Raw genomic sequence first — 22812 nt, forward strand, 5'->3', positions numbered from 1 at the left:
CGACGCGGCGGGTCGCGCGCGGCGACCGGCCGACGGCGCAGCATACGCGAACCGCCTTGCGCGGACGGAACCCCGGTCACTAGATTGGCGAGGAAGGTGGCCGATCCGGCCCCGGGGCCCGGAGTCCTGCCTGAAGCCGTCGTCGCGCGATGCCGATACCGCGGGTGTCGGCAGGGCTCCGCGGCGTTCTTGATGCGTTTCCTGCTCCGGGAAGCGAACTCCTTTCACGTCTCACCCTGGCACGGAAGCCCTCATGGCCCTGCATGCGGCAGTCATCGGCGGCGGTATCACGGGACTGGCGACGGCCCTCGGTCTCACGGCGCGCGGCCTGAAGGTCACGTTGTTCGAAGGCGACCCCGACCTGGGGGGCCTGGGCGTTTCGTTCCCCTGGCGCGACACGCACCTCGAGCGCTTCTACCACTGCCTCCTTCCCGACGACGATTTTCTGCTCCCCGTCGTCACCGAGGCGGGTCTGGGCGGCGATCTGCTCTGGCGCGAGACGCTCATGGGCTTCATGTACCAGAAGCGGGTCTGGCCGCTGAACACGCCGCGCGACCTGCTCTCCTTCGGTCCGCTGACCGTGGTCGAGCGGCTTCGGATGGGGCTGATGAGTCTGCGCGCACGTTTCGGCGGACCGGGTCACCATCTCGACGGCATCACCGCCGAGGACTGGGTGCGCGAGATGGTCGGGGACCGCTGCTTCGAGGTGCTGTGGAAGCCGCTGCTCGCCGCCAAGATCGGCGACCACTACGCGGCGCTGCCGGCGCTCTGGCTGTCCAGCCGCATGAACCGCGAGAAGACCAGGGGGCCGGAGCGCAAGGGCTGCCTGCGGCACGGCTACCGCTCGCTCGTGGACGCGATCGCGCGCACGCTCGAGGGCCGCGGCGCCTCGATCCGCACCAGCACCCGGGTCGCGGCGATCGCCGAGGACGGGCCGCGCATGGCGGTTCAGATCGAGGGCTCCGGCCGCGAGACGTTCGACTTCGTGGTCTGCACCTCGCCGCTCGGACAGTTCCAGCGGATGACGCGCGGCCTGCCGGTGCCCGATTCGGTCGCCGGGCTCCAGCTGGACTACCAGGGCGTGGTGAGCGCGATCTTCCTGACCGGGAAGCCGCTCACCGACTACTACTGGATGCCGTGGGTGGACAGCGGCGCGACGGCCCAGGGCGTGATCGAGATGTCCAACCTGGTGCCGCTCGAGCGCACGCACGGGCTGCACGTGAACTACCTCGTCAACTACACGCATCGCGACAGCGATCTGTTCCGCCTGCCCGACGAGGATCTCCTCGCCCGCTACCGCTCGGATCTCGCCACGCTCTTTCCGGAGGCCGCGGCGAGCGTCCGGGAGACGCACGTCTTCCGGGCGCCGTTCGTCGAGCCGATCTGGACGACCGGCTACGCGCGCCGGGTGCCGCCGACGAGCGTCCTCCCCGGGCGGCTCTACCTCGCGTGCACCGCGCAGGTCTATCCGCTGGTCAACTCCTGGAACTCCTGCTGCGGAGTCGTGAACGGGATGCTGCCGAGGTTGTTCGAGGAAGTCGGCGCGCACGCGGCGGCGAGGGCGAACGCATGATCTGGGTCGTCTTCCCGGCATGGAACGAGGAAAAGGTGATCCGCCCGACGCTGCTGGCGCTCTGGCAGGCGTACCGCGGTCGCGATGACGCGTACACCGCCGTCCTGGTGGACGACGGCTCCACCGACGCGACGGTGGCCGAGGCCCGCGCGGCGGTCGAGCAGAGCGGCGGCGAACTCGCGCTGCAGGTGCTCTCGCACGAGCGCAATCGCGGGCTCGGAGCCGGGCTGCGCACGGGCATCTACTGGGTGCTCGACCGGGCGGCGGACGACGACCTGCTGGTCACGCTCGATGCCGACAACACGCACCCGCCGGCGCTCATTCCCGAACTCGTGCAAAGGGTGAGAAACGGGGCGGATCTTGCGATCGCTTCACGTTATCGGTCCGGCGCCGAGGTCCATGGCGTCCCCGGCTATCGGCGCGCCCTGAGCGACGTGGCGAGCGTGCTGTTCCAGAGCCTCTACCCGATTCCCGGTGTTCGCGACTACACCTGCTGCTTTCGCGCCTACCGTATTCCGCTGCTGCGCCGCGCCCGCGCCGTCTACGGCGACCAGCTCTGCACCGCTCGCGGCTTCGAAGCGGTCATGGACCTGCTGTTGCGCCTCGGCCCCCTGGGCATGAAGGTCAGCGAGATGGGGTTCGTGCTCGATTACGGCGAGCGGGTCGGCCAGAGCAAGATGAAGGTGCTGCGCACCATCCGCTCGACGCTCGTGCTGCTCCTGCGCCGGCGCTGGGAGCTCATGACCCGGTACACGCCGCGCCGGCTCGCCGAGCTCGAGGCGTCCGCCGCGGTGAAGGCGCCGCGTTGAAGGTCGCGATCGTCGTCGGGACGCGTCCGGAGATCATCAAGATGGCGCCGCTCGTGCGTGCCTGCTCGGAGCGCGGCGTACCCTACAGGCTGCTGCACACCGGGCAGCACTACTCCTACGAGATGGACGGCGTATTCTTCGAGGAACTGGGCCTGCCCGCGCCGCACGCGAACCTCGAGGTGGGCTCGGGGACGCCGGCCTATCAGATCGGCGCCATCCTCGGCGGCATGGCGACCGCGATCGAGCGCGAACGGCCCGACTGGGTGCTCGTCGAAGGCGACACGAACTCGGTGCTGGCGGCCGCGCTCGCCGGACAGAAGCTGGGCGTGCGTGTCGGTCACGTCGAGGCCGGGCTGAGATCCTACGATCGGGGCATGCCGGAGGAGATCAACCGCATCCTCACCGACCACCTCTCGGACCACCTGTACGCGCCGACCGCACACGCGCGACGGACGCTTCTCGGCGAGGGCATCGGCGAGGCGCGCATCCGCGTGACCGGGAACACGGTGGTGGACGAACTGCTGCTGCAGCGGCCGCGCGCCGAGGCCAGGGGCGCCGCCGCGCGCTTCGGCGTCACGCCGAAGCGCTACGCGGTCGCGACCGTCCATCGCGCCGAGAACACCGATCAGGAGGCGCGGCTGCGAGGCATCGTCCGCGGACTGTCGGAGGCGGCCCGGTCCACCGGCCTCGAAATCCTGTGCGCGGTCCACCCGCGGACCACCCCGCGCCTCGCGGCGCTCGGCCTCGACTGGGGTCCGGGCGTGCGGGCGCTGCCGCCGCTTCCCTATCTCGATTTTCTCGGGCTGCACGCGCAGGCCGCGTTGACGCTGACCGATTCCGGAGGCCTGCAGGAGGAGGCCTGCTGCCTGGGCGTCCCGTGCGTGACGCTGCGCGACAACACGGAACGGCCCGAGTCGGTGGAAGCCGGCGCCAACGTGCTGGTCGGCGCGGACGCGGAGGCGATCGTCTCCGGTGCGCGCCGGATGCTGGCCAGCCCCGGCGGATGGGCCAACCCGTTCGGCGATGGCCGCGCGGCGCATCACATCCTGGACGCGCTGCTGGGGGCCGGGTGAGCGGCGCACGCGACCGGACCCGGTCCGGCGGGCGGCTCGCGCAACTCGGGCCGATCGCGGCGCTCGCGGTCGCGGCCGTGCTGAGACTGCACCGCCTCGGCGCCCGTCCGGTCTGGACCGACGAGGGCTCCACGTGGACGGCGGCGACGCTGCCGATCACCGAGTTGCTGCACCGCTGCGTGACGCGCGACGCCAGCCCGCCGCTCTTCTACCTCGTGACCTCGCTGGCCCTGCGGGGCGCGGACGACGAGTGGCACCTGCGGATCTTCCCCGCGCTCGCCTCGCTGGTCCTCGTCTGGCTCACCTATCGCCTCGCCCGGCTGGGGCTCGGTCGGGGATGGTCCACGCTCGCCGCGTTGCTGACCGCGCTCTCGCCGCATCAGCTCCAGTACGCGCAGGAATCCCGCACCTACGTGCCGGTCGCGGCCTGCATGGTCGGGGCGATGTACGTCTACGCGCGCCTGCAGCAGCGCCCGGGACCGCAGCGCTGGCTGCCGCTCGTCCTGCTGACCGCCGCCGGACTGTGGATGCAGACCATCGCGGCGCTGGGCGTCGCCGCGCAGGGACTGATCGCCGTCCTCACCCCCACCGGCCGCCGGCGTTTCTGGCCGTGGGCCGGGGCGATGGCCGTCGCCGGCGTGCTCTACCTGCCGTGGCTGATCTACAGCCGCACGATGGCGGAACACCTCGGACAGTCGCACTGGTACATCCCCGAGGCTTCGCCGCACGCCGTCTTCAACGTGCTGCGTTCGGTCCTCGTCTCGCCCTTTCCGCTCGTCACCGCGCCGCGCGGCTCGTTGTACCCGGGCCTTGGCGAGTACCTGCCGCACGTGCTCGCCTACGTTCTGCTCGCGGTGCCCTCGGTGCTCGCGCTGGTGCTGACGCTGCCGCTGGTGCGCGAGCGGAGCGCGCCGGGTTTCGTTTCGCGGTTCTGCTGGCTGGCCTGGGCGGCGCCGGTCGCGATCGTGGTCGCCGTTTCGGTCCGACAGTCGCTCCTGCTGCCACGATACTTCGTCTTCCTCGGGCCCTTCCTGTCGGTGCTGCTCGCGCTGGGAGTCTCCCGGGTGCGGCCCGCGGCGGGCCGGGTGGTGCTCGCCGCCTGGCTGATCGCCCTCACGTTCCTCGGGTTGTTCCGATACGACCGCGATTTCACCAAGGAGCCGTGGCGTCAGGTCGCCGAGCACATCCGCGGCACGTCGCCTCCCGGCCGAACGGCCGTGCTGGTCCCCTTCGACGCCGACCCGCTCCTTTACTACCTGCGGGACGGACGCTCGGGAATCCTGCCGATCGAGGTGCACCATCCGCAGCGCCCGTTCTCGGCCGGATTCACGCCGAAGCAGCTGGTGGAGGCGGCCGGGGCCGCACGGCTTCGCAGCCGCGATTACGACGACGTGTGGGTGATCGTCCGCAGCGCCGGCAACGCCGACCGGCGGGAGCTCGCCGACCGCACGCTCGCCATCGCGGCCGAGGGCCGCGCCCGGGTGGAGGATCGCGCGTGGACCTCGTACAACGCTCCGCTGTACGTCGAACGCTTCGTCCGGCGGGCGCGGAACGACTCGACACCCTGAAGCGTCCGTCCGCGGCGCCGTGCGGGCGGCGGGCCGGGACGGCGGGCACAGCGTGTATGCTCGGCCGGCGATGCGGCAGCGGGCACGACGGGACCAGGCCGGGAACCGGGGACGAAATGCTGCGAGGACTGGGAAGGTGGCTGAACAGCCTGGGCGCGGGTGGTGAATCCGCGGGAGAGGTTCCGGTCGAGGTGGCGGCGGCCGCGCTGCTGCTGGAATCCGCGGCGGCGGACGACGAGCTGCACGCCTTCGAGCAGGCGGCGATCGCGCAGGTCCTCGCCGGCCACTTCTCGCTCGATGCCGCCGGCGTCGAGGCGGTGATCGCCCGCGCCGAACAGGCGCGCCGAGAAGCCATCGATCTGCACGGCTTCACCACCGTGCTCGTGCGGAATCACGACGAACGCCGCCGTCTGGCGCTGGTCGAGGCGCTGTGGCGCGTCGTCCTCGCCGACGGACAGCTCACCGCCCACGAAGGCATCCTCGCGCGCAAGCTCGGCAACCTGCTCGACCTGCGGCCCGAGGACGTTTCGATCGCCATCCGCCGCGCCCGCGGCGAGCGCCTGCCCTGGCCGGGAGCCTGAACGAAACGAGGCGCAGGTGCGGGATCGCTCAGCGCCCGCGAGGTGCGCCCCCGGGCAGACGGCCGAAATCCACGTCACCGCTCGCCGCGAGCACGAGCAGCGCGGCGTAGCCGGCGATGTTTTCGCGCAGCAGCGCCGGGTCCACCTTGTCGAAGGTGTCGTTGGCCGAATGATGCAGGTCGAAGTAGGGCCGCGCGTCGGTGCTCAACTCGAATGCGGGCACCCCGCGCGAGCTGAGCGGCCCGGTGTCGGCGCCGCCACGCGTGCCGTTGCCCACGTACTCGGTGCAGATCGGCGCGAGCACCGACAGGATCGGCTCGACCAACGCTTCGCGGCCCGGGCCGAAACCGGTCGCGAGCCCCCAGACGTCGAACGCGCCCAGGTCCGACTCCATCGCCGCCACGTGCCGGTCCATCTCCGCGGCGTGGCGCTCGGCGTAGCCGCGTCCGCCCGAGAGGCCGAACTCCTCGTTCGCGAACAGCACGACCCGAATCGTGTGCCGGAGCGCTCCCTGCGCGGCGGCGAGCTTCGCGGCCGCGATCATCGTCGCGACGCCCGCACCGTCGTCGTGGGCGCCCTGCGCGAGGTCCCACGAGTCGAGGTGCCCGCCCGCCACGACGATGCCGGGCGCCGGACCTCGTCCCGGGATTTCGCCGATCACGTTCGCGGAGCGCTCCTCGGGGAGCGAGCGCGAGGTGTTGCTCATGCGCATCCGCACCGGACGGCCGCTCGCCAGCTGGCGGTCGAGAAGGTCGGCGTCGGGCGCCGAGAGCGCGAGCGCGGCGATGCGCGTCCCGGTCGAGTCGTAGCGCATCGCGCCGGCATGGGGTTCGCGGTTCGAATCGGTGCCCACCGAACGGATCACGACGCCGACCGCGCCCAGCTTCGCCGCCTCGGCGGCGCCGCGCCCGCGCACCGCCACGGCGACGCCGTAGCCCGCGCCGGTGCGCACGCGCTCCATGCGCCCGCGGAAGAACACGATCTTGCCGCGCACCCGGGCCTCGCCGAGCGATTTGAGGTCGTCGAGCGACTGGGCGGCGACGACCTCGGCCTCGACGCCGCTCGCCGGCGTCGCGACGCTGCCGCCCAGCGCGACGGCGACCATCGGTTGCGGCCACGGCGCGGTGATCTCGACGCGGCACTCGCCGCGCTCCCAGTGCGGGACGGTGACCGACTCGGCGCGGACGTTCGCGAAGCCGAGGCGCTCGAGCGTCGCCAGCGCCCACGCGACCGCCCGGCGGTCACCCGCCGAGCCCGCGGGCCGCGGGCCGACCTCGGTGCACAGCGCACGCAGCACGTCGTAGCCCACGTCGTCGCGCAGCCCCGCATCGCGTGCGGCCCGCGCGCGGGCAAGCGTCGCGGGCGAGAAGGTTTCGGCCGCGAACGCCGCGCAGGCGCAGGCGGAGAGCACGAGCATTCCAGCCGCGGCAGCGAGTCCGAGTCGCACGGTAACTCCCGGGTCTGGGGTGGCGCCGGCGCGGGTTCAACCGCCGCGGCCGGCGGAGCGGCGCAAACGCGACGTCGCATCCTGGGTTTCGACCGAGAACGCCCCGCGGCCGCGCGGCGTTCTCAGACGGAACCTAGCAGCTTCCCGGGTCCGCTGCCCCCTCTAGCGAAACTCGACCGGAACCGGCTCCGACATGCCGAGGATCCGGCCGCCGTTGAGTGCGTCAATCTCGACCAGCAGCGGAATGCCCGGCGCGACGCCGGGGGGCAGCGCGTCCCGCGCGATCAACAGCTCGTTCGCGCGCACGTCGCGCACGCGCCCGACTTCGCGCAGATCGGCCGAGAGGAACACGACGTCGTACGACTCGGCGCCCGCGACCGCCGGCCACGACAGCCGCCAGCCGGCCGGGGTCACGCTCACCGAGGCCGCGCTCGTCGGCGCCGATGCGCCGCGCTCCAGCCGATCGGCGGGCCCGCGCGTCGTCAGCCACAGCGAGGCCGCCACGATCGCCAGCGCCGCGAAGGCTCCGGCGAATCGGACCGCGGGGGGCGCGAACAGCCGCGCAAGCCAGCCGGCGCCATCCCGTCCCGCCGTCGCCCGCGTGGGCAGGATCCGCTGCGGGGTATCCCCGGTCAGGGACTCGATCACCGCGTCGAGCCGCACCCGCGCGGGCCCGGCCCCCGCCTCGGCCGGCAGCGCGTCACCCTCGCGCTCGAACTCCGCGATCGCCAGCAGCGCCGCGCGGCATCTCGGGCAGGTCTCGGCGTGCGCCCGCTCGGGCGAGCCCTCGGGCAGGTCGCGGACGCGCGCCAGCTCCTCGATGGGGACGCAGCGTGGATCCATCACGGCTCCTCCTCACCGCGGCCGCCCTGCTCGAGCGCCGCCTTCAGCTTCCGGCGCGCGGTCTGCAGCAGCGTACGCGCGCCGGATTGCTCCTTCAGTTCGAGCACCCGGGTGATGTCCTCGACCGGCATGCCCTCCCAGGCCTTCAACCACAGCGCCGTCTGCTCGAGGGGCGACAACGTCTCGCGCATGGCCGACAGGACCCGGTCCTCCCACTCTCGTCGCTCGAACGCCTCCTCCGGCCCGACCGAAGGCTCCGCGAGCAGAAACAGCTCCACTTCATCCGCCTGCTTCGGTCGCGACCGCCTCAGAGCGGCCAGGCAGCGGTTGCGAACGATCGCGTAGATCCACGACGTGACCGCAGCCCGGGGCTCGAATCGGGGCAGCGCCCGGTGCACCAGCACGAGACACTCCTGAGCGAGATCCTCGGCCAGTTCGCGTTCGCCCACCATCCGCCAGCACCAGGCGTGGACCCGGGAGCGCCAGCGCGTCAGCAGCTCCCGCTCCGCCTGGCGTGCCTCCGGGGTTCCCGGACGCGCCTGGAAGAGTTGGACGAGCTCGAGGTCCGTCCGCGGCTCGTTCATGACATGGAACGCGGGGGGGCGGCGGATGTCACAGGGCGTCGCGGGCGCGTGGATGGCGGAGGCATGGGTGCGGATGCTACCGAAAAAGCCGTGTCGGCTCCCAGGTCCGCGCCGGGCGCGGAAAGAGCGGCCCGGAAAAGCGGTCCCGAAGCGCTCAGCGCCGGCGGGCGGGCACCACGCGAGTCTCGGGATCGCCGGAGAGCACGAAACCGGCCCAGAAGTGGGGAGCGGACGTCGCGGGCGTGCTCCGCACGGCCAATTGCGCCTCGCGCAGCGCTTCGGCGGCGTTCCGGCCCTGCTCGAGCCCGAGGTAGAAGCGGCGCGTGAACGCGACCGTGGCCCGGTCGTCCACCGGCCACATCGTCGCGATCACGGTCGGAACGCCGGCGGAGTGGAACGCGCGCGCGAGCCCGGTGACGCTTTCGTTCATGAAGCCTCCGTCCAGCGTCGTGCGGCAGGACGCCAGCACGGCCAGGCGGGCGCTCGCACGATGCGCCGCGATGGCGCGCGCGGTCAGCCAGGCCCGCGCGTCGTCGCCGCGGCCGAGCAGGAACGCGCTGCCCCATGGATCGCTGGAACTGGAGCGGGCGTGCGACGCGACGTGGAGGATGTCGCCGCGCGAGAGCCACGGCACAACGGCCGCGAGCGGCCGGTCGCCGTCGTGCACGATTCCACCGCCGCCATAGCGGGCCCGCAGCCAGCGCGTCTCCTCACGCACGCCGTCGAGCCTGCGATCGTGGTCATCGGTCGTCCGCGCGAGGGTGACGAGGCTGGCCCTGCGGACCGTGGCATGCCCCGCTCGCCGGCTGCGCGCCAGCCAGCTCGCGGAAGGCACGGCCACGACCGTCCGGGTGGTCAGCATCGGTTCGCCGTCCGAGGTGTCCGCGGGCAGCGCCGCCAGCGGGATCGCGTTCAGCATGCCGCTCAGGGAGCAGAACACGCGCCGCGCCGGCCGGATCCGCTCGAGTGCCGGACCCAGCGCGTCGGCCGCGAGCCGCCGCGCCGCGGGCCCGCGGTAGGGAGCCGCCGACTCCTCCTTCGAGCACAGCAGCCCGATCGAGCGCCGAAGCCCGGACCCATGCGCCTCGTCCATCGGCAGCCAGTGGGCGCGGACCGAGCCGCGGTCCACGGTGAAGACGATCGTCGAGTCGAACGACGAGGAGTACGAATCGAGCAGCACCTCGCCCGGTCCCAGGATGCGCAGCCGGAGATCCGCGGCGGTGGCGAGCCTCGCGGGGGCGCCGGGACGCCGGCCGCCGCGCCACTCGAGCGCGCGTGACTTGAACCGCTGCAGCGCGTCGAACGCCTGCGCCGCACGGCTCTCCCCGGTGAGGCCGCGGCGCGGATCGAGCAGTACACGCGCCGTCTGGATCGCGATCCGGGCCGCCCGATTGCCGATCGGCTCATACCATTCGGCATCGCTCAAACCCGCGGCCGTCCGCTCCCAGGCTTCGCCCGCCCGGCGCGCCGCCGCGATCGCGCTGTCGGACTGGCCGGCGGCAAAGCAGCCGCGCGACAGGAGCAGGTCGTATTCGATCGCCAGGCCCCAGCCACCCGAGGCCGCGAACACCGGCGAAGCCCGCAGGCGGCGCAGGCGCGCGAGCGACTCGGCGACGCGGCCGGTGCGCAACTCCAGCTCGCAGAGCCCCAGGACCCGCGGGACTTCGGTCGTCGGAGAGACGCGCCCCGCCGACAGGCGATCCATCTCGAGGGCCAGCGCGTACGCGTCCGCGAGGCGGTCCGAGTTCGCCAGCAGCTCCGCCAGCTGCCCGCCGGCCCTGATCGCGGGATCCAGCGCCACCGAATCGCGGCGGGCCCATTGCTCGCGCAGGATGCGCTCGCTCTCGGTCCGCAGCCCGAGGAGGCGTTTGACGATCGCGAGCTGTGTGCGCAACGGATAGGTCTCGCGCTCCGCCGAGCGCGGCCAGCGCGCCAGTTCGTGTTCGAGCGTGTCGGCCGCCGCCTCCACGCGGCCGGCCTCGACGAGCATGATCGCGAGGTTTCGCACCTCGTTCGGATTCGGTCGTCCGAGTTCGCGGGAGATCTGCGCCGCGCGGGCGAAGTTCTCCGCCGCGCGCCCCGGCTCGCCCTGCGCGACCTCGAGCTCGCCGAGATTGTTCCAGGCGTCCGCTTCGCTCATGCGGTCGCCGCTCGCACGGCTGCGATCGAGGATCGCTTCGTACGCGCGGCGCGCCTCGTCCAGCCGTCCCCGCTCGCGGAGGACCCGGGCCAGCCCGACACGGGCCGCCATCTCGGAGCGCACGTCGCGCGCGCGCACGAGCAGGGCCACCGCGCGGCGGTAGCCGGCCTCCGCGCGAGCCGGACGATGGGCCGACAGATCGAGGTAGGCGAGGCCGAGCCGCGCATTGCCCTCGAGCATCGCATCGCCCGCCGCGCGCGCGAGCGGCAGGAGCTCGCGATAGGGCGGCGCCGCCTCGGCGAGCCGCTCGCGGAAGAGCTGCGCCCTTCCGGCCGCGAGGAGCGCCCGTCCCCACGAGAGCGTGTCGCGCACCGAGCGCGCGATCGCGGCGACCCGCTCGGCTTCACGTGCGCCTTCGTCGAAGCGACCGGTGCCGATCCAATTGAGCACCCGGCGCGAGGCGACGACGGCCTCGAGCGCGCGGTCCCCGCGCGCCCGTGCGAGGTCGAGGAGCGAGTCGGCGTAGGCCACCGCGCGATCCGGGCGGCCGGCGAGCGCCAGCGAATCCGCGGGCGCGAGCACGTTTTCCCAGCGGCTCGGCCGCGCCCGCGCGGACGGGGCGGCGGCGAGCGCGAGGACCATCAGCGCGAGCAGCGCCCGCGCGACGCTCCCGCGCCGCGCCCCGGCGCCCGCCCGACGCGGGCGCGAACGCGATGCGCCGATGCCCGTCCGCGTCATCTCACTCTCGAACCGCCGACAGGCTCTGCTGGGCCTTCTTGAGCTTCTCGAGGGTCTCCTCGAGCTGCGTCAGCCGAGCGTGCTCCCTGTCCACGACCTCGGGCTTCGCCTTGGCGAGGAAATCCTGGTTGCGGAGCTTGCGCTTGACGCCATCGAGGTCCCCGAGCAGACGCTCGGCCTCGCGCGCGAGCCGCGCCCGCTCCTCGTCCAGGTCGATCAGACCCGCCAGCGGCAGGAACACTTCCGCGCCGCGCACCACCGCGGAAGCCGCGACCTTCGGGCGCGAGCCGTCGCGCGCCAGCGTGAGCGACTCGATGCGGGCGAGTGGCCGGAGCTGATTTCCGAGCCGTTCGAGCACCTCGAGCTGGGCGGTCTCGCCGCGGATCACGACCGGCACGGCGCGCCCCGGAGCGATCTTCGACTCCGCCCGCAGGTTGCGGATCGCGACCACCACCTCCTGGAGGAACTCGATCTCGTGCTCGGCGCCGGGGTCGAACCACGCCTTCTTCGCCCTGGGCCACGCCCGCAGCGCCAGCACGTCACCGTCGTGCGGGATCGCCTGCCACAGCTCCTCGGTCACGAACGGCATGAACGGGTGGAGCAGGCGCAGGATTCCGTCCAGAACCTTCCAGGCCACCCAGCGGGTGGTGCGCAGGTCCGCGCGTTCCGCGGGCGACATCGCCTCGCCACGTTCGGCAACCGCCCAGCGCGGCTTCGCCATCTCGAGGTACCAGTCGCAGTATTCGGTCCAGGCGAACTGGTAGATCGCCTGCGCCGCCTCGGCGAAGCGATAGGTCTTGAGGTTCCGGGTGACGTCCTTGGTGGCGTTCGCGAGGCGCGAGAGGATCCAGCGGTCGGCGAGCGTCAGCTCGAGCTGCGACTCCTTCACCGTCGCAAGATCCTCGTCGCCGAGCCGCATGAGCACCAGCTTCGTCGCGTTCCACAGCTTGTTCGCGAAGAACTTGCCGGTCTCGAGCCGCTTCTCGTCGAACAGCAGGTCCTGGCCCGTCGGCACCTGCGCCATCGTGAAGCGCACGGCGTCGGCACCGTACTTCTGCATCATCGCGAGCGGGTCGGGCGAGTTGCCGAGCGACTTGCTCATCTTCCTGCCCTGGGAATCGCGGACGATGGAGGTGAAATAGACGTGCGGGAACGGCGCCTCCCCCATGAAGTGGTATCCGGCCATGATCATGCGCGCGACCCAGAAGAAGATGATGTCGCTGCCGGTCACCATGAGGCTGTTCGGGTAGTAGCGCGCCAGATCCGGGGTCTTCTCGGGCCAGCCGAGGGTCGCGAACGGCCACAGCCACGAGCTGAACCAGGTGTCCAGGACGTCCTCGTCCTGCCGCCAGCCCTCGCCCTCGGGAGGCGTGAGCGAAACGACCATCTCCTCGCCGCGGTACCAGACGGGGATGCGATGCCCCCACCAGAGCTGACGCGAGATGCACCAGTCGCGGATGTTCTCGAGCCAGTGCAGGTACACCTTCTTCCAGCGCGACGGGAAGAACTTGACCCGGCCCTTCTTCGCGGCCTCGATCGCCGGCGCGGCGAGCGGGGCCATCTTCACGAACCACTGCCACGACAGGTACGGCTCGATCACCGTGTTGCAGCGTGAGCAGTGCCCGACGCTGTTCACGTGGGGCTCGACCTTCTCGAGGTAGCCGGCGTCCTGCAGCGCGGCGACGATGCGCCGGCGCGCCTCGAAGCGGTCGAGGCCGCGGAAGTCGCCCGCGTTCTCGTTCATCGTTCCCGCCTCGTCCATCACCACGAGTTCGGCGAGGCCGTGACGCTTGCCGGTCTGGAAGTCGTTCGGGTCGTGCGCGGGCGTCACCTTGACCGCGCCGGTGCCGAACTTCGGATCCACCATCTCGTCGGCCACGACCGGGATCTCGCGGCGGACGAGCGGCAGGACCGCGGAACGGCCGACGAACTTCGCGTAGCGCTGATCCTTCGGGCTGACCGCGACGCCGGTGTCGCCCAGCATCGTCTCCGGCCGCGTGGTCGCGACCGTGACGGCTCCGTTGCCGTCGGCCATCGGGTAGCGGAGGTACCAGAGGCTGCCCTCCGACTCGACGTGGTCCACCTCCTCGTCGGAAAGCGCCGTCCGGCAGCGCGGGCACCAGTTGACGATGTAGCGGCCGCGATAGACCAGACCCTCGTCGTACAGTTGCTTGAACACGTGCAGCACGGCGTGCGAGTAACGCTCGTCGAGCGTGAAGCGCTCGCGGGTCCAGTCGGGCGTGATGCCCAGACGACGCTCCTGCTCGAAGATCAGGCCGCCGTACCGCTCCTTCCACGCCCAGACTTCGCGCAGGAAGCCTTCGCGCCCGAGGTCGTGACGGCCGCGCTTTTCGGACCGCAGCTTCTTCTCGACCACGTTCTGCGTCGCGATCCCCGCGTGGTCCATGCCCGGGATGTAGAGCGTTTCGCGGCCGTCCATGCGCTGCCAGCGGATGACGCAGTCCCGGATGGACTCGCCGAGCACGTGACCCATCGTCAGCGAGCCGGTCACGTTCGGCGGCGGGATGGCGATGACGAACGGGGCCTTGCCCGTCTCGCGAGGCTGGAAGACGCCGTGCTCCTCCCAGAACCGGTATCGGGCCGGCTCGATGCGAACGGGGTCGTAGGGTTGGGAGAGCGCCTCGGAACTGCCGGGACGCATGGAACCTCCAACGATGGGTGCGGCGCGGCCATCCGCGCCGCGCCCTCGAACTGCGGACAGCGCGTGTCGGTCGGTGCCGGAACGAGGCCGCGGACGGTAGCGGAGCGCGTGAAGCGGGGTCAAACCGTGGTCGACGCGAGCGAACAAGCGCACGCGACCCCAAAGTTGTCGTGACACTCGTATCGCACGGGTGGATACTTCGCCCACTCGACTCCGGGCCCGCACGACTCGACGGACCCCGACCTCGCGACGCGAGGACCCGCGAGCCGGTATGTGCCCCCCCGGTTCACGCCCGGGGGCTCGATCCTGCCGGACGGGAGGGAACACGCTTCCTCCGCCGGCGCAGTTCGATCGCAGGCTTCGCGCGGCCACCCGCCATCCCCCGGCGCGTTCATCGAGGCGGCCTCGGACCGTCTCGCAGGAGGATTCGTGCAGGCGCCGGGCCGCCCCCACGCGCGCCCGGCGAAAGCCCGCACGCGACGCACCGGCCGTGATCGGTGCGCGCGCCCCCCGGTGCTCGTTTCGCATTCCCCTCAGACGCCGCCTGGCGTCACAAGGACCGCCCGCGCACGTGGCCATCATCCGCTCGCGCGTGGGGATCGAACGAGAGGACACCTCGAGATGAAAAACCGCTTCTTCACCGCGCTGTTCGCGCTGGTGTTCGGCGCCGCCTTCGCGACCACCTCGGCCACGGCGGCGACCATCAACGTTCCCGCCGACATGACCCTGCCCGCCGCGGTCGCCGCCGCCTCACCCGGGGACCTCATCCTGGTCGCCGCGGGCACCTACGTCATCGGTTCCACCATCACCGTTTCGACCGCCAACCTGACGATCCAGGGCGCCGGCATCGGCAGCTCGGTGCTGCAGGTGTCGAGCGCGGTCGGCGACATGTTCGACGTCCTCGCCGACGGCACGACCCTGCGCGACTTCTCGATCGAGAAGACCGACGTGGCCGGCCTGCACAACCTGATCTGGATCAACGCGGACAACGTCACCGTCCGCGACAACGAGATCTACGGCCCCGATCCCGGCTCTCCCTGGAGCGTGAACGGCATCGTGAGCCGCGGCCTGGTGGTCTCGCCCGGCCGGACGGGTCTGCTCATCCAGGGCAACAACATTCACCACCTGCGCCAGCCCGCCTACATCGACGGTCCGGCGGGGGTGAATCGCGGCAGCATCCTCAACAACCACGTTTCCGGCACGCGCGGCTGGGTGCTCGCCGGCGCGCTGCTGACGATGTCGGGCAACACCTGGGGGCCGCCCGAGAACCAGGGCGCCGAGATCGCCCTGCTCTCGACCTGCACCGTGGCGGACTACCCGAACCTGCTGGCGCTGAGCGCCGCGAACGGCAACGCCTACATTTCGGACCAGTTCTCGGGCGGGCCCAGCGGCCGGGCCACGGCGTATGTGGACGACTCCGCCGCCCCCGGCGGCTTCGGCGACGCGTCGGCGCCCTACCAGACGGTGACCGACGGCGTGAACAACACGCTGGCGGGCGGCGTGGTGGACATCGCGGCGGGCAGCTACACGGAGCAGGTCGTGGTCTCCGGCAAGGACCTGACGCTCGACGGCGCCGGTCGAGCGGCGACCTTCATCAAGAGCCCGGCGGCGCTCACCGCCTTCTTCACGACTTCCGCGAACAACTATCCGGTCGTGCTGCTGCAGAACGCCTCGGACATCCGCGTTCGCGACCTGACGGTGGACGGCGACGGCCAGGGCAACGCGAACTACCGCTTCATGGGCATCGCATACTGGAACGCCGGCGGCAAGGTGCTCGACTGCGACGTCGTGCGCGTGCGCAACACGCCGTGGGACGGCATGCAGCACGGAAACGCGGTGTACGCCTATCACAGCGCCGCCGGGCCGTATGCGATCGAAGTCGGTGGCTGCAACGTCTCCGACTTCCAGAAGAACGGCATCACGATGAACGGCGCGGCCGTGACCGCGAACGTGCACGACTGCGTGGTGACCGGCAACGGTCCGACGCCGATCACCGCCCAGAACGGCATCCAGATCGGCTTCGGCGCCGGAGCGACGCTCGCCAACAACGCGGTTTCGGACATCGGATATACGGGCGCGGATTGGACGGCGGCCGGCGTGCTGCTCTATCAGAACGCGGCCGTGACGGCGACGGGCGGCAGCGTCACCAACTGCCAGATCGGCTACGCCTCGCAGGACGGCGACGCGAGCATCACCAACGCGTCCATCTCCACGAACTTCGTGGCCGGGACGGGCGCCGTTCTGCCCTCGATCAATTACCCCGCGTACGGAATCACCCACTACAACTCGTCCACCAGCTCGCCCAACGCGAGGTCCGCGCCCGTGGCCGACGGAGCCGGCCGGCACCCGGGCCTGTCGCCGGCCGAAGAGGACGCCGGCGCCTTCTCGCGCACGGGTCCGATGGCCACGAACGCCGCTTACACGGTCAGCGTGACCGGCGGCTGCCTCACGGGCACCGACCAGCCGGGCTCCGAGGGCATTGACATCTACTCGAGCGGCGGACCCGTCTCGGCGCTGGTGACAGGCGTCGAGATTTCCGACTGGGACCTGGGCATCGTGAACTTCGGGCCGGGCGCGTCCGTCAACGCGCACCACAACGCGCTGTTCTCCAACGTGACGGCCGGCTTCTCGGGCGACCCTGCGGCGGCCTCCAACGGCGCCACGCCGAACTGGTGGGGCGCGGCGAGCGGGCCCTCGGGCGCCGGCCCTGGCACCGGCGACGCGGTCTCCGGCGCGACGGTCGCCTTCGCGCCGTGGCTGATCAGCGGCGCGGACGCGAACCCCGGCTGCGGCTTCGCCGCCGCGAGCGACAACGTGATCTCGGCCGGGCCGGCGCCGTCGTGCATCTCGACCGGCAACCCGTGCATCACGATCCCGGTCGCCATCGCGCACACGACCTCCGAGAACATCCGCGGCTTCAGCGTCACGCTGCAGCTGTCCAGCAACCTGCTGCTGTGCAGCGGACCGTCGAGCATCACGCAGGGCACCTACCTCTCGCTCATCGGCGGAACGACCTTCCAGGTCGTGAGCAACGGTGGCGGCAGCTACACGGTGGACTGCGCGATCCTCGGCCTGCCGTGCGGCCAGACCGCCGCGACGGGCACCCTCTTCAACCTGCAGGTCATGAAGGCGCCCGGGCCCGACGGCACGGGCACGATCACGCTCGGACCGGTGCTGGCGCGCGACTGCGACAACGCCGCCATCGTCGCCAACGCGGGCGCGCCGCTGTCCATCACGATCGACACCGGCGGTCCGGCGGCGGTCGCGAACCTGGCGGCGGCCCAGCAGAAGACGCTCAACGACGCCGACGGGACGACGAAGGTCCAGCTGACGTTCACGGCGCCGGGCGACGCCGCCACGGTCGAGGTCTACCGCGCCCCGTGGGGCACGACGCTGCTGAACACCTACCCCGAGTACGACGACGTCGCGGGCGGCCCGCCGGCGGCGCCGGCGTACCCGCCGGCGGCGCCGTGGGCGCTGACGGGCGTGACGGCCTCGGGCCAGTCCGACGAGACCACCGCGCGCGGCTTCTGGTACTACGTGATGTTCTCCAAGGACGCGTGCGGCAACGTCTCGGCCGCCTCGAACCTGACCGGAGGGACCCTCAACTACCACCTCGGCGACGTGACGAACGGCACGCCGGGCAACGGCGACAACCTGGTGGGAACCATTGACATCACGCTGCTCGGCGCCCACTACGGAATCACGCTGGCTCCCGCCGACCCGTTCAACTACCTCGATGTCGGCCCGACCACGGACTTCTCCGTGAACGCGCGCCCGACGACCGACAACAAGGTCGGGTTCGAGGACCTGATGATGTTCGCGATCAACTACGGCACGGTCTCGATGCCGCAGGACGGCCCCGCGCTCGCGAGCGCCGCCGCGAACGCGCTCGGCGTGGGCGACGTGCCCGCGTCGGCGATCGGCGAGACGTTCACCGTGCCGGTGCGCATGAGCGGCGCGGGCAACGTGCTGGGCGCGAGCCTCGCTTTCGGCTTCGACCCGAAGGTGGCCGAGTTCGTGTCGGCTGAAGCCGGCGGGCTGCTGAACTCCCAGGGTCGCGAGGGCGTGGTGCTGTCGCCGTCGGCGGGCGTCGTGGACTTCGCGCTGCTCGGCGAGGGCGCCGGCGTCCTCGGCGAGGGCACGCTGCTCAACGTCACGTTCCGTCGTGTCGGAGCCGGGGATCCGGCGATCGCGCTCCGGGGCGTCACCGCCCGCGACGGCGCGAACCGGCCGGTGGCGCTCGCCGGCACGAAGCCGGCGGCGCCGCTCGTGACGCAGATGAGCTCGCCGTTCCCGAATCCGTTCCGCGGCAACACGAACCTGCGGCTGGCGCTGGCCCGCGACGGCCGGGCCAGGGTCGCCATCTACGATCTCGTCGGCCGGCGTGTCCGCACGCTGGTGGACGGGCTGCAGCCGGCCGGCGAGCGGATGATCGTGTGGGACGGCCGCGACGACGGCGGCCAGTCGGTGCCGGCGGGCCTGTACCTCGTCCGGTTCACCGGCGACGGCGTGGAGCAGTCGCGCCGCGTGATCCTCACCCAGTAGCGGCGGCGTCCGCGGCCGGAGGGGGCCCGAAGTCGGGTCCCCTCCGCGGTCGCGGCCGCGCTATCCTTTCACCCACATGAACCCACGCATTCGCACCGCAAGCCTCGCGCTCTCGCTGGCCCTCGCCCCCGTCGGCACGCCGGCCGCCGGCGTGCTGCTCGCCGTTTCACCCGACACGCTGACGGTGGCGCCGGGCGCGACGTTCACGATGGAACTGCGGGTGCCGGTCGCGGGCTCGCTCTTCAACGGTTACGACGCGGTCGTCGAGTACGATCCGGCGGTCCTCACGTTCCTGCCGCGCAGTCCGCTCGCGCTGCAGGAAGGGCCGGACATGAAGCTGGCCTGCGGGAACACGTTCCATTACTTCCGTGCCGCCGGGGACAGTCTGTCGGTTTCACACTCGCTGCTGTGCGCGAACCTGTTCCTCTCGGGCCCCGCACATGTCTACTCGCTCGACTTCCGCGCCCCGCTCACTCCGGGCTCGACGCACGTTCGCCTGCGCCGCGCGCAGTTCTACAACGCCGGAACCTACGTCAACCCGACGCTGACCGCGGACGCGGTCGTGAGTTGGGGCGGTACGCTCGGCGTCGAACCGGCGCTGCCGGCGGCCCCGACGCTCGCGGTTCGCTCGAATCCATCGCGGGGGACGCAGTGGCTGGACCTCGCGAGCCCGCGCGCGGGCGTGCAGCAGCTCGTGCTGTACGACGTCTCGGGGCGTCTCGTGCGCCGCCTGTGCGACGGCGCCTGGCCGGCCGGCGCGCGCGCGGTCGCCTGGGACGGTCTCGACGAAGCAGGACGACCGGCCCCCCCCGGCGTCTACCTGGCCCGATTCCACGCCGCGGACCGGACGGTCCGCGCCACGCTCGTTCGACTGCGGTGACCCCGCGACCCGGAGACTTCATGGTTCGAACCGCTCTGTTCACCGCCTGCCTTGCCGCGCTCACGATGGCCGTCCCGGTCGGCGCCGCCGAGTTCCGTCTCGCGCCCGACGACACCACCGTCACGGTCGGCGACACGTTCACGCTGCGCGTGATGGTGGACGCGGTGCCCGACCTCAAGGGCTACCAGGTCGCGTTCGCCTACCCGCCCGCCCGGCTGCAACTGCTGGCGATGCCGGCGGGCAACATCCTCACCGACGGGGCCGGCGCCTGGTTCGCGTACCTGCTGCCCGACGTCACCGCCCCCGCCGACACGGCGTGGATGGACGCCGCGAAGCTGGACGGCAGCGCCCAGGGCCCGGGGGTCGCCGCCTACCTCCAGTTCAAGGCGCTCACCGAGGGCGACGCGCCGCTGTCCTGCGCGTACGCGGAGATGCGCGACTCGAACAACGTCCCGCTCCTGCCCGCCTGCTTCGCCGGCGTGGTGCACATCATCGGACCGACACCCGTTGCGCGCCGCACGTGGGGCCGGATCAAGGCCCTCTATCGCTGAGCGGAGCGGCGCGAGGAGTCCCGCCGCCCTCCCGTTCACGGCGGCCGTCCTCCGGAGTGGGCGACCGCGCGCGCGGGCGACGGCCCCGCTGGCCAAGCCTTCGCGCGACCCGTAGCATCGCGCCCCATGTTCCCCGCCTTCGCGCCCCGGCGCGGCGTCGCCGTGCTCGCGCTCGTCGCCGCGCTCTCGGCCGGTCGCTCCGCCGCGGCCCTCGCCGCACCGGCCGAGTACCTGCCGGTCGGCGACCCGCTCGAAGCCGAGCTGCGGGTCCTCGACCTGTACGCGCCCTCTCCCGCCGCGGGCCGGATCGAACTGCCGTCGCTGCACTCGCGCCCGCTGCGGCTGTTCGAGCTCATGGGCACCGTCCCGCCGGCGCGCGTGGCCGGCGCCCGCGGCGTCACGGTCGCGCGGATCGAACGCGCCCTGGGCCGCGACGCGACCGCCGCGTTCGCGAGCGACGACGCGCCCCGTTCGACGCCGCGCCTGCTGCAGCGATCCTGGCCGGGCGAGCAGCGGCTCGAGCTTTCGGCCGGCCTCGAGGGCATGGCGGCGTGGACGGACGACGAATCGGAGGATCGCACACGGCTCGCCGACGGTTCGGGCGTGCACCTGCGGGCGACGTTCCAGTCGGACCGCTGGCTCGGTCACGCGCACGTCTGGCTGGGCGAACTGCGCGACGTGACCGCGTTCAGCGACGCGCTGGTGGCCGACACCGACATCGCGGCGAGCACCGAGGACAGCTGGCTGTCCTACCAGGGAGGCGCGGCGTGGAGCCTGCAGCTCGGCCGCTCCCGCTGGCACTGGGGCCCGGGCGAGGAGGGTTCGCTGCTGCTGTCGAAGACCTCGGCGCCGCTCTCGGGAATGATGCTGCACGCGCGCATCGAACCGCTGCGCGCCGACGCCAGCATCTTCAGCGCCACGACCTCGCCCGGAAGGGGCGAGCAGCTGGCGGCTCACCGGCTGGAGTGGCAGCCGCTGGGCGGCGTGCGTCTCGGGATCGCCGAGGCGGCGCGCTACCGCGCGGGAGGCTGGCAGGGTCTTTATGTCTCGGGACTCGTTCCCTACTCGATCGTCCAGAGGCTGCTCGACCAGGACGACCGCGACTCGGCGGGAACGGCGCGCAACAACGTCATGATCTCCGCCGACCTTTCGGTGCGGATCGCCGACGGTTCGCGAGCCTACGGCGAGCTGCTCGTGGACGACCTGCACGCCCGTTACGCCGGCGTCCCCAACAAGCTCGCCTACCAGCTCGGCTGGGACGGAACCGGGGACGTGCACGGCACGCGGCTCACCTGGAACGCCGAGTACACGCGGTTGTCGCGGTTCGTCTACACGTCGTACTTCGGCCGCGTGTTCAGCGCCCAGGGCCGCCCGATCGGATTCCCCACCGGCCCCGACGCCGAGCGCCTTCGCCTGCGCGCGAGCTGGGACCCGGACGCCGACTGGCAGCTGACCGCGATCGCCGCCCGCACCCGGACCGGCGAGGGCGGAATCGCCGCCGCGTTCGTGCCGGGCGGCCCCGTGCCCGAGGTGTTCTCGTTCGCGGGCGTGCCCGAGACGTCGCGCTCGCTCGAGGGCGGGGTGCGCTGGTGGCCCGCGAGCGGCGTGGACTGTTCGCTGCTCGCGGGCCGCGAGTGGCGCGAGAACGCCGACCATGTCGCGGGCTCCACTCGCGCGGCCTGGCGTGCGGTCCTGTCGCTGCGCCTGGTGCGCTGAAGCCGGTTTCGTCCGACGCCGAGCCCGCGATCCGGACCGCCGCCGGGCGGGGCCCGCCGCGGACCGAGGTCGCCGGCGGGCCACCGGACGGACGCGGCGTGCGTAGGCACCAGCGCGACCCGGGCGCCTTGCCGTGCGCGGTCGGCTCGTGGACCCTCGACCGGACCCACTCCCCCCCCCGACGACGCCGCCCGAACGCACGGAGGCCCCCGAGATGAGATGGCTCGCTTTCGTCACCCTGTTGTCCGCCGCGTCCTTCGTTCCGCTCCCCGCGCCCGCGGCGCCCGCGACGGCGGCGATCTTCGATCGCGCCTCGTTCGACACGACCTGCGCGCCGTGCCGGGACTTCGACCAGTACGCCAACGGCGGCTGGAAGAAGACCGCGACCATTCCCGCGTCCTACTCGACCTACGGAGCCTTCCAGGAGCTCGCGGATCGCAATCAGCTTCGCCTGCGCGCCCTGCTCGAGTCGGCCGCGGCCGAGCGGAACGCCCGGGCGGGCTCCGACGCCGCCCGCCTCGGCGGGTACTACGCCGCGTGCATGGATTCGGCCGCCGCCGAGAAGGCGGGCCTCGAACCGGTGAAACCGCTGCTGCGGGCCATTGACGGGATGAAGGACCGGCGCGAGCTCGCCTCCCAGGTCGCCTGGCTTCACTCCCACGGCGTGCGCGGCAGCCTGTTCCTGTTCGGCGGCAGCCAGGACCTGCGAAACAGCGACCGCATCATCGCCAGTGCCGCCCAGGGCGGGCTCGGCCTGCCCGAGCGCGACTACTACTTCCGCACCGACTCGGTGAGCGCCGCCGTGCGCGCGAAATACGTCGCCCATGTCGCGGCGCTGCTGACGCTCGCCGGCCGCTCCGAGGCGGACGCGGCGGCGGCCGCCGGGCGGGTCCTGGCGATCGAGACGGCGCTGGCGAAGGCCTCGCTGTCGGCCGTGCAGCGCCGCAGCCCCGAGGCGAACTATCATTTTCTTGGCTCCTCTCGACTTTCCGTGGAGCGCAGCGCCTGAGTTGACGGCGTAGGCGCTCCGGTTCATCCGTACCCTTTTCTTTCCGACCAGGGAGAGAGGGGGCAGAGGGATGAACCAGGAGCGGGGCGA

At 72.1% G+C, this 22812-nt stretch carries 15 protein-coding genes; 10 read left to right on the forward strand and 5 right to left on the reverse strand.

Features of this window, described 5'->3' with window-relative positions; all coding sequences use genetic code 11:
- The first annotated feature begins 253 nt into the window (after positions 1–253).
- The 5 genes from IT347_14605 (at position 254) to IT347_14625 (ending at position 5604) form a co-directional block, all read left to right on the forward strand.
- A complete protein-coding gene (locus IT347_14605) occupies positions 254–1573 on the forward strand; it encodes an FAD-dependent oxidoreductase (protein ID MCC6350815.1) in 1320 nt (439 codons plus the stop codon).
- Complete coding sequence (locus IT347_14610) at positions 1570–2382, forward strand: glycosyltransferase family 2 protein (GenBank protein MCC6350816.1); 813 nt, start codon at positions 1570–1572, stop codon at positions 2380–2382. Before IT347_14605 ends, IT347_14610 begins: the two co-directional genes overlap by 4 nt.
- Complete coding sequence (wecB, locus tag IT347_14615; GenBank protein MCC6350817.1) at positions 2379–3455, forward strand: UDP-N-acetylglucosamine 2-epimerase (non-hydrolyzing); 1077 nt, start codon at positions 2379–2381, stop codon at positions 3453–3455. Before IT347_14610 ends, wecB begins: the two co-directional genes overlap by 4 nt.
- Complete coding sequence (locus tag IT347_14620; GenBank protein MCC6350818.1) at positions 3452–5023, forward strand: glycosyltransferase family 39 protein; 1572 nt, start codon at positions 3452–3454, stop codon at positions 5021–5023. Before wecB ends, IT347_14620 begins: the two co-directional genes overlap by 4 nt.
- A gap of 116 nt (positions 5024–5139) precedes the next feature.
- On the forward strand, positions 5140–5604 hold the full coding sequence (locus IT347_14625; protein ID MCC6350819.1) for a TerB family tellurite resistance protein: 465 nt from the start codon (positions 5140–5142) through the stop codon (positions 5602–5604).
- Between the two features lie 28 nt (positions 5605–5632).
- On the opposite strand, the gene IT347_14630 is transcribed toward IT347_14625, so the two are convergent.
- The 5 genes from IT347_14630 to IT347_14650 all read right to left on the reverse strand — a co-directional run bounded on the left by IT347_14630 (position 5633) and on the right by IT347_14650 (position 14018).
- The gene (locus IT347_14630; GenBank protein ID MCC6350820.1) at positions 5633–7051 is read right to left on the reverse strand and encodes a M20/M25/M40 family metallo-hydrolase; all 1419 of its coding nucleotides are present in this window, start codon (positions 7049–7051) and stop codon (positions 5633–5635) included.
- 162 nt (positions 7052–7213) lie between these two features.
- On the reverse strand, positions 7214–7894 hold the full coding sequence (locus IT347_14635) for a hypothetical protein (GenBank protein ID MCC6350821.1): 681 nt from the start codon (positions 7892–7894) through the stop codon (positions 7214–7216).
- Entirely contained in the window at positions 7894–8478 is a 585-nt protein-coding gene (locus IT347_14640) for a sigma-70 family RNA polymerase sigma factor (GenBank protein MCC6350822.1), read from the reverse strand. Before IT347_14640 ends, IT347_14635 begins: the two co-directional genes overlap by 1 nt.
- A gap of 154 nt (positions 8479–8632) precedes the next feature.
- A complete protein-coding gene (locus IT347_14645) occupies positions 8633–11356 on the reverse strand; it encodes a CHAT domain-containing protein (protein ID MCC6350823.1) in 2724 nt (907 codons plus the stop codon).
- Position 11357: 1 nt separating this feature from the next.
- A complete protein-coding gene (locus tag IT347_14650) occupies positions 11358–14018 on the reverse strand; it encodes a valine--tRNA ligase (GenBank protein ID MCC6350824.1) in 2661 nt (886 codons plus the stop codon).
- A 621-nt stretch (positions 14019–14639) separates the two neighbouring features.
- Here IT347_14650 and IT347_14655 point away from each other — a divergent pair.
- From IT347_14655 to IT347_14675, 5 genes are all read left to right on the forward strand, one after another.
- Complete coding sequence (locus IT347_14655; GenBank protein ID MCC6350825.1) at positions 14640–18566, forward strand: T9SS type A sorting domain-containing protein; 3927 nt, start codon at positions 14640–14642, stop codon at positions 18564–18566.
- Between the two features lie 76 nt (positions 18567–18642).
- A complete protein-coding gene (locus IT347_14660; GenBank protein ID MCC6350826.1) occupies positions 18643–19446 on the forward strand; it encodes a hypothetical protein in 804 nt (267 codons plus the stop codon).
- Positions 19447–19466: 20 nt separating this feature from the next.
- The gene (locus IT347_14665) at positions 19467–19997 is read left to right on the forward strand and encodes a hypothetical protein (protein MCC6350827.1); all 531 of its coding nucleotides are present in this window, start codon (positions 19467–19469) and stop codon (positions 19995–19997) included.
- Positions 19998–20123: 126 nt separating this feature from the next.
- Positions 20124–21713 carry a hypothetical protein gene (locus tag IT347_14670; protein MCC6350828.1) on the forward strand — a complete coding sequence of 530 codons (1590 nt, stop codon included), beginning with the start codon at positions 20124–20126 and terminating at the stop codon, positions 21711–21713.
- A gap of 214 nt (positions 21714–21927) precedes the next feature.
- Complete coding sequence (locus IT347_14675; GenBank protein MCC6350829.1) at positions 21928–22722, forward strand: hypothetical protein; 795 nt, start codon at positions 21928–21930, stop codon at positions 22720–22722.
- Positions 22723–22812: the final 90 nt, after the last annotated feature.

The organism is Candidatus Eisenbacteria bacterium, assembly GCA_020847735.1.
GTDB lineage: Bacteria > Eisenbacteria > RBG-16-71-46 > RBG-16-71-46 > RBG-16-71-46 > CAIXRL01.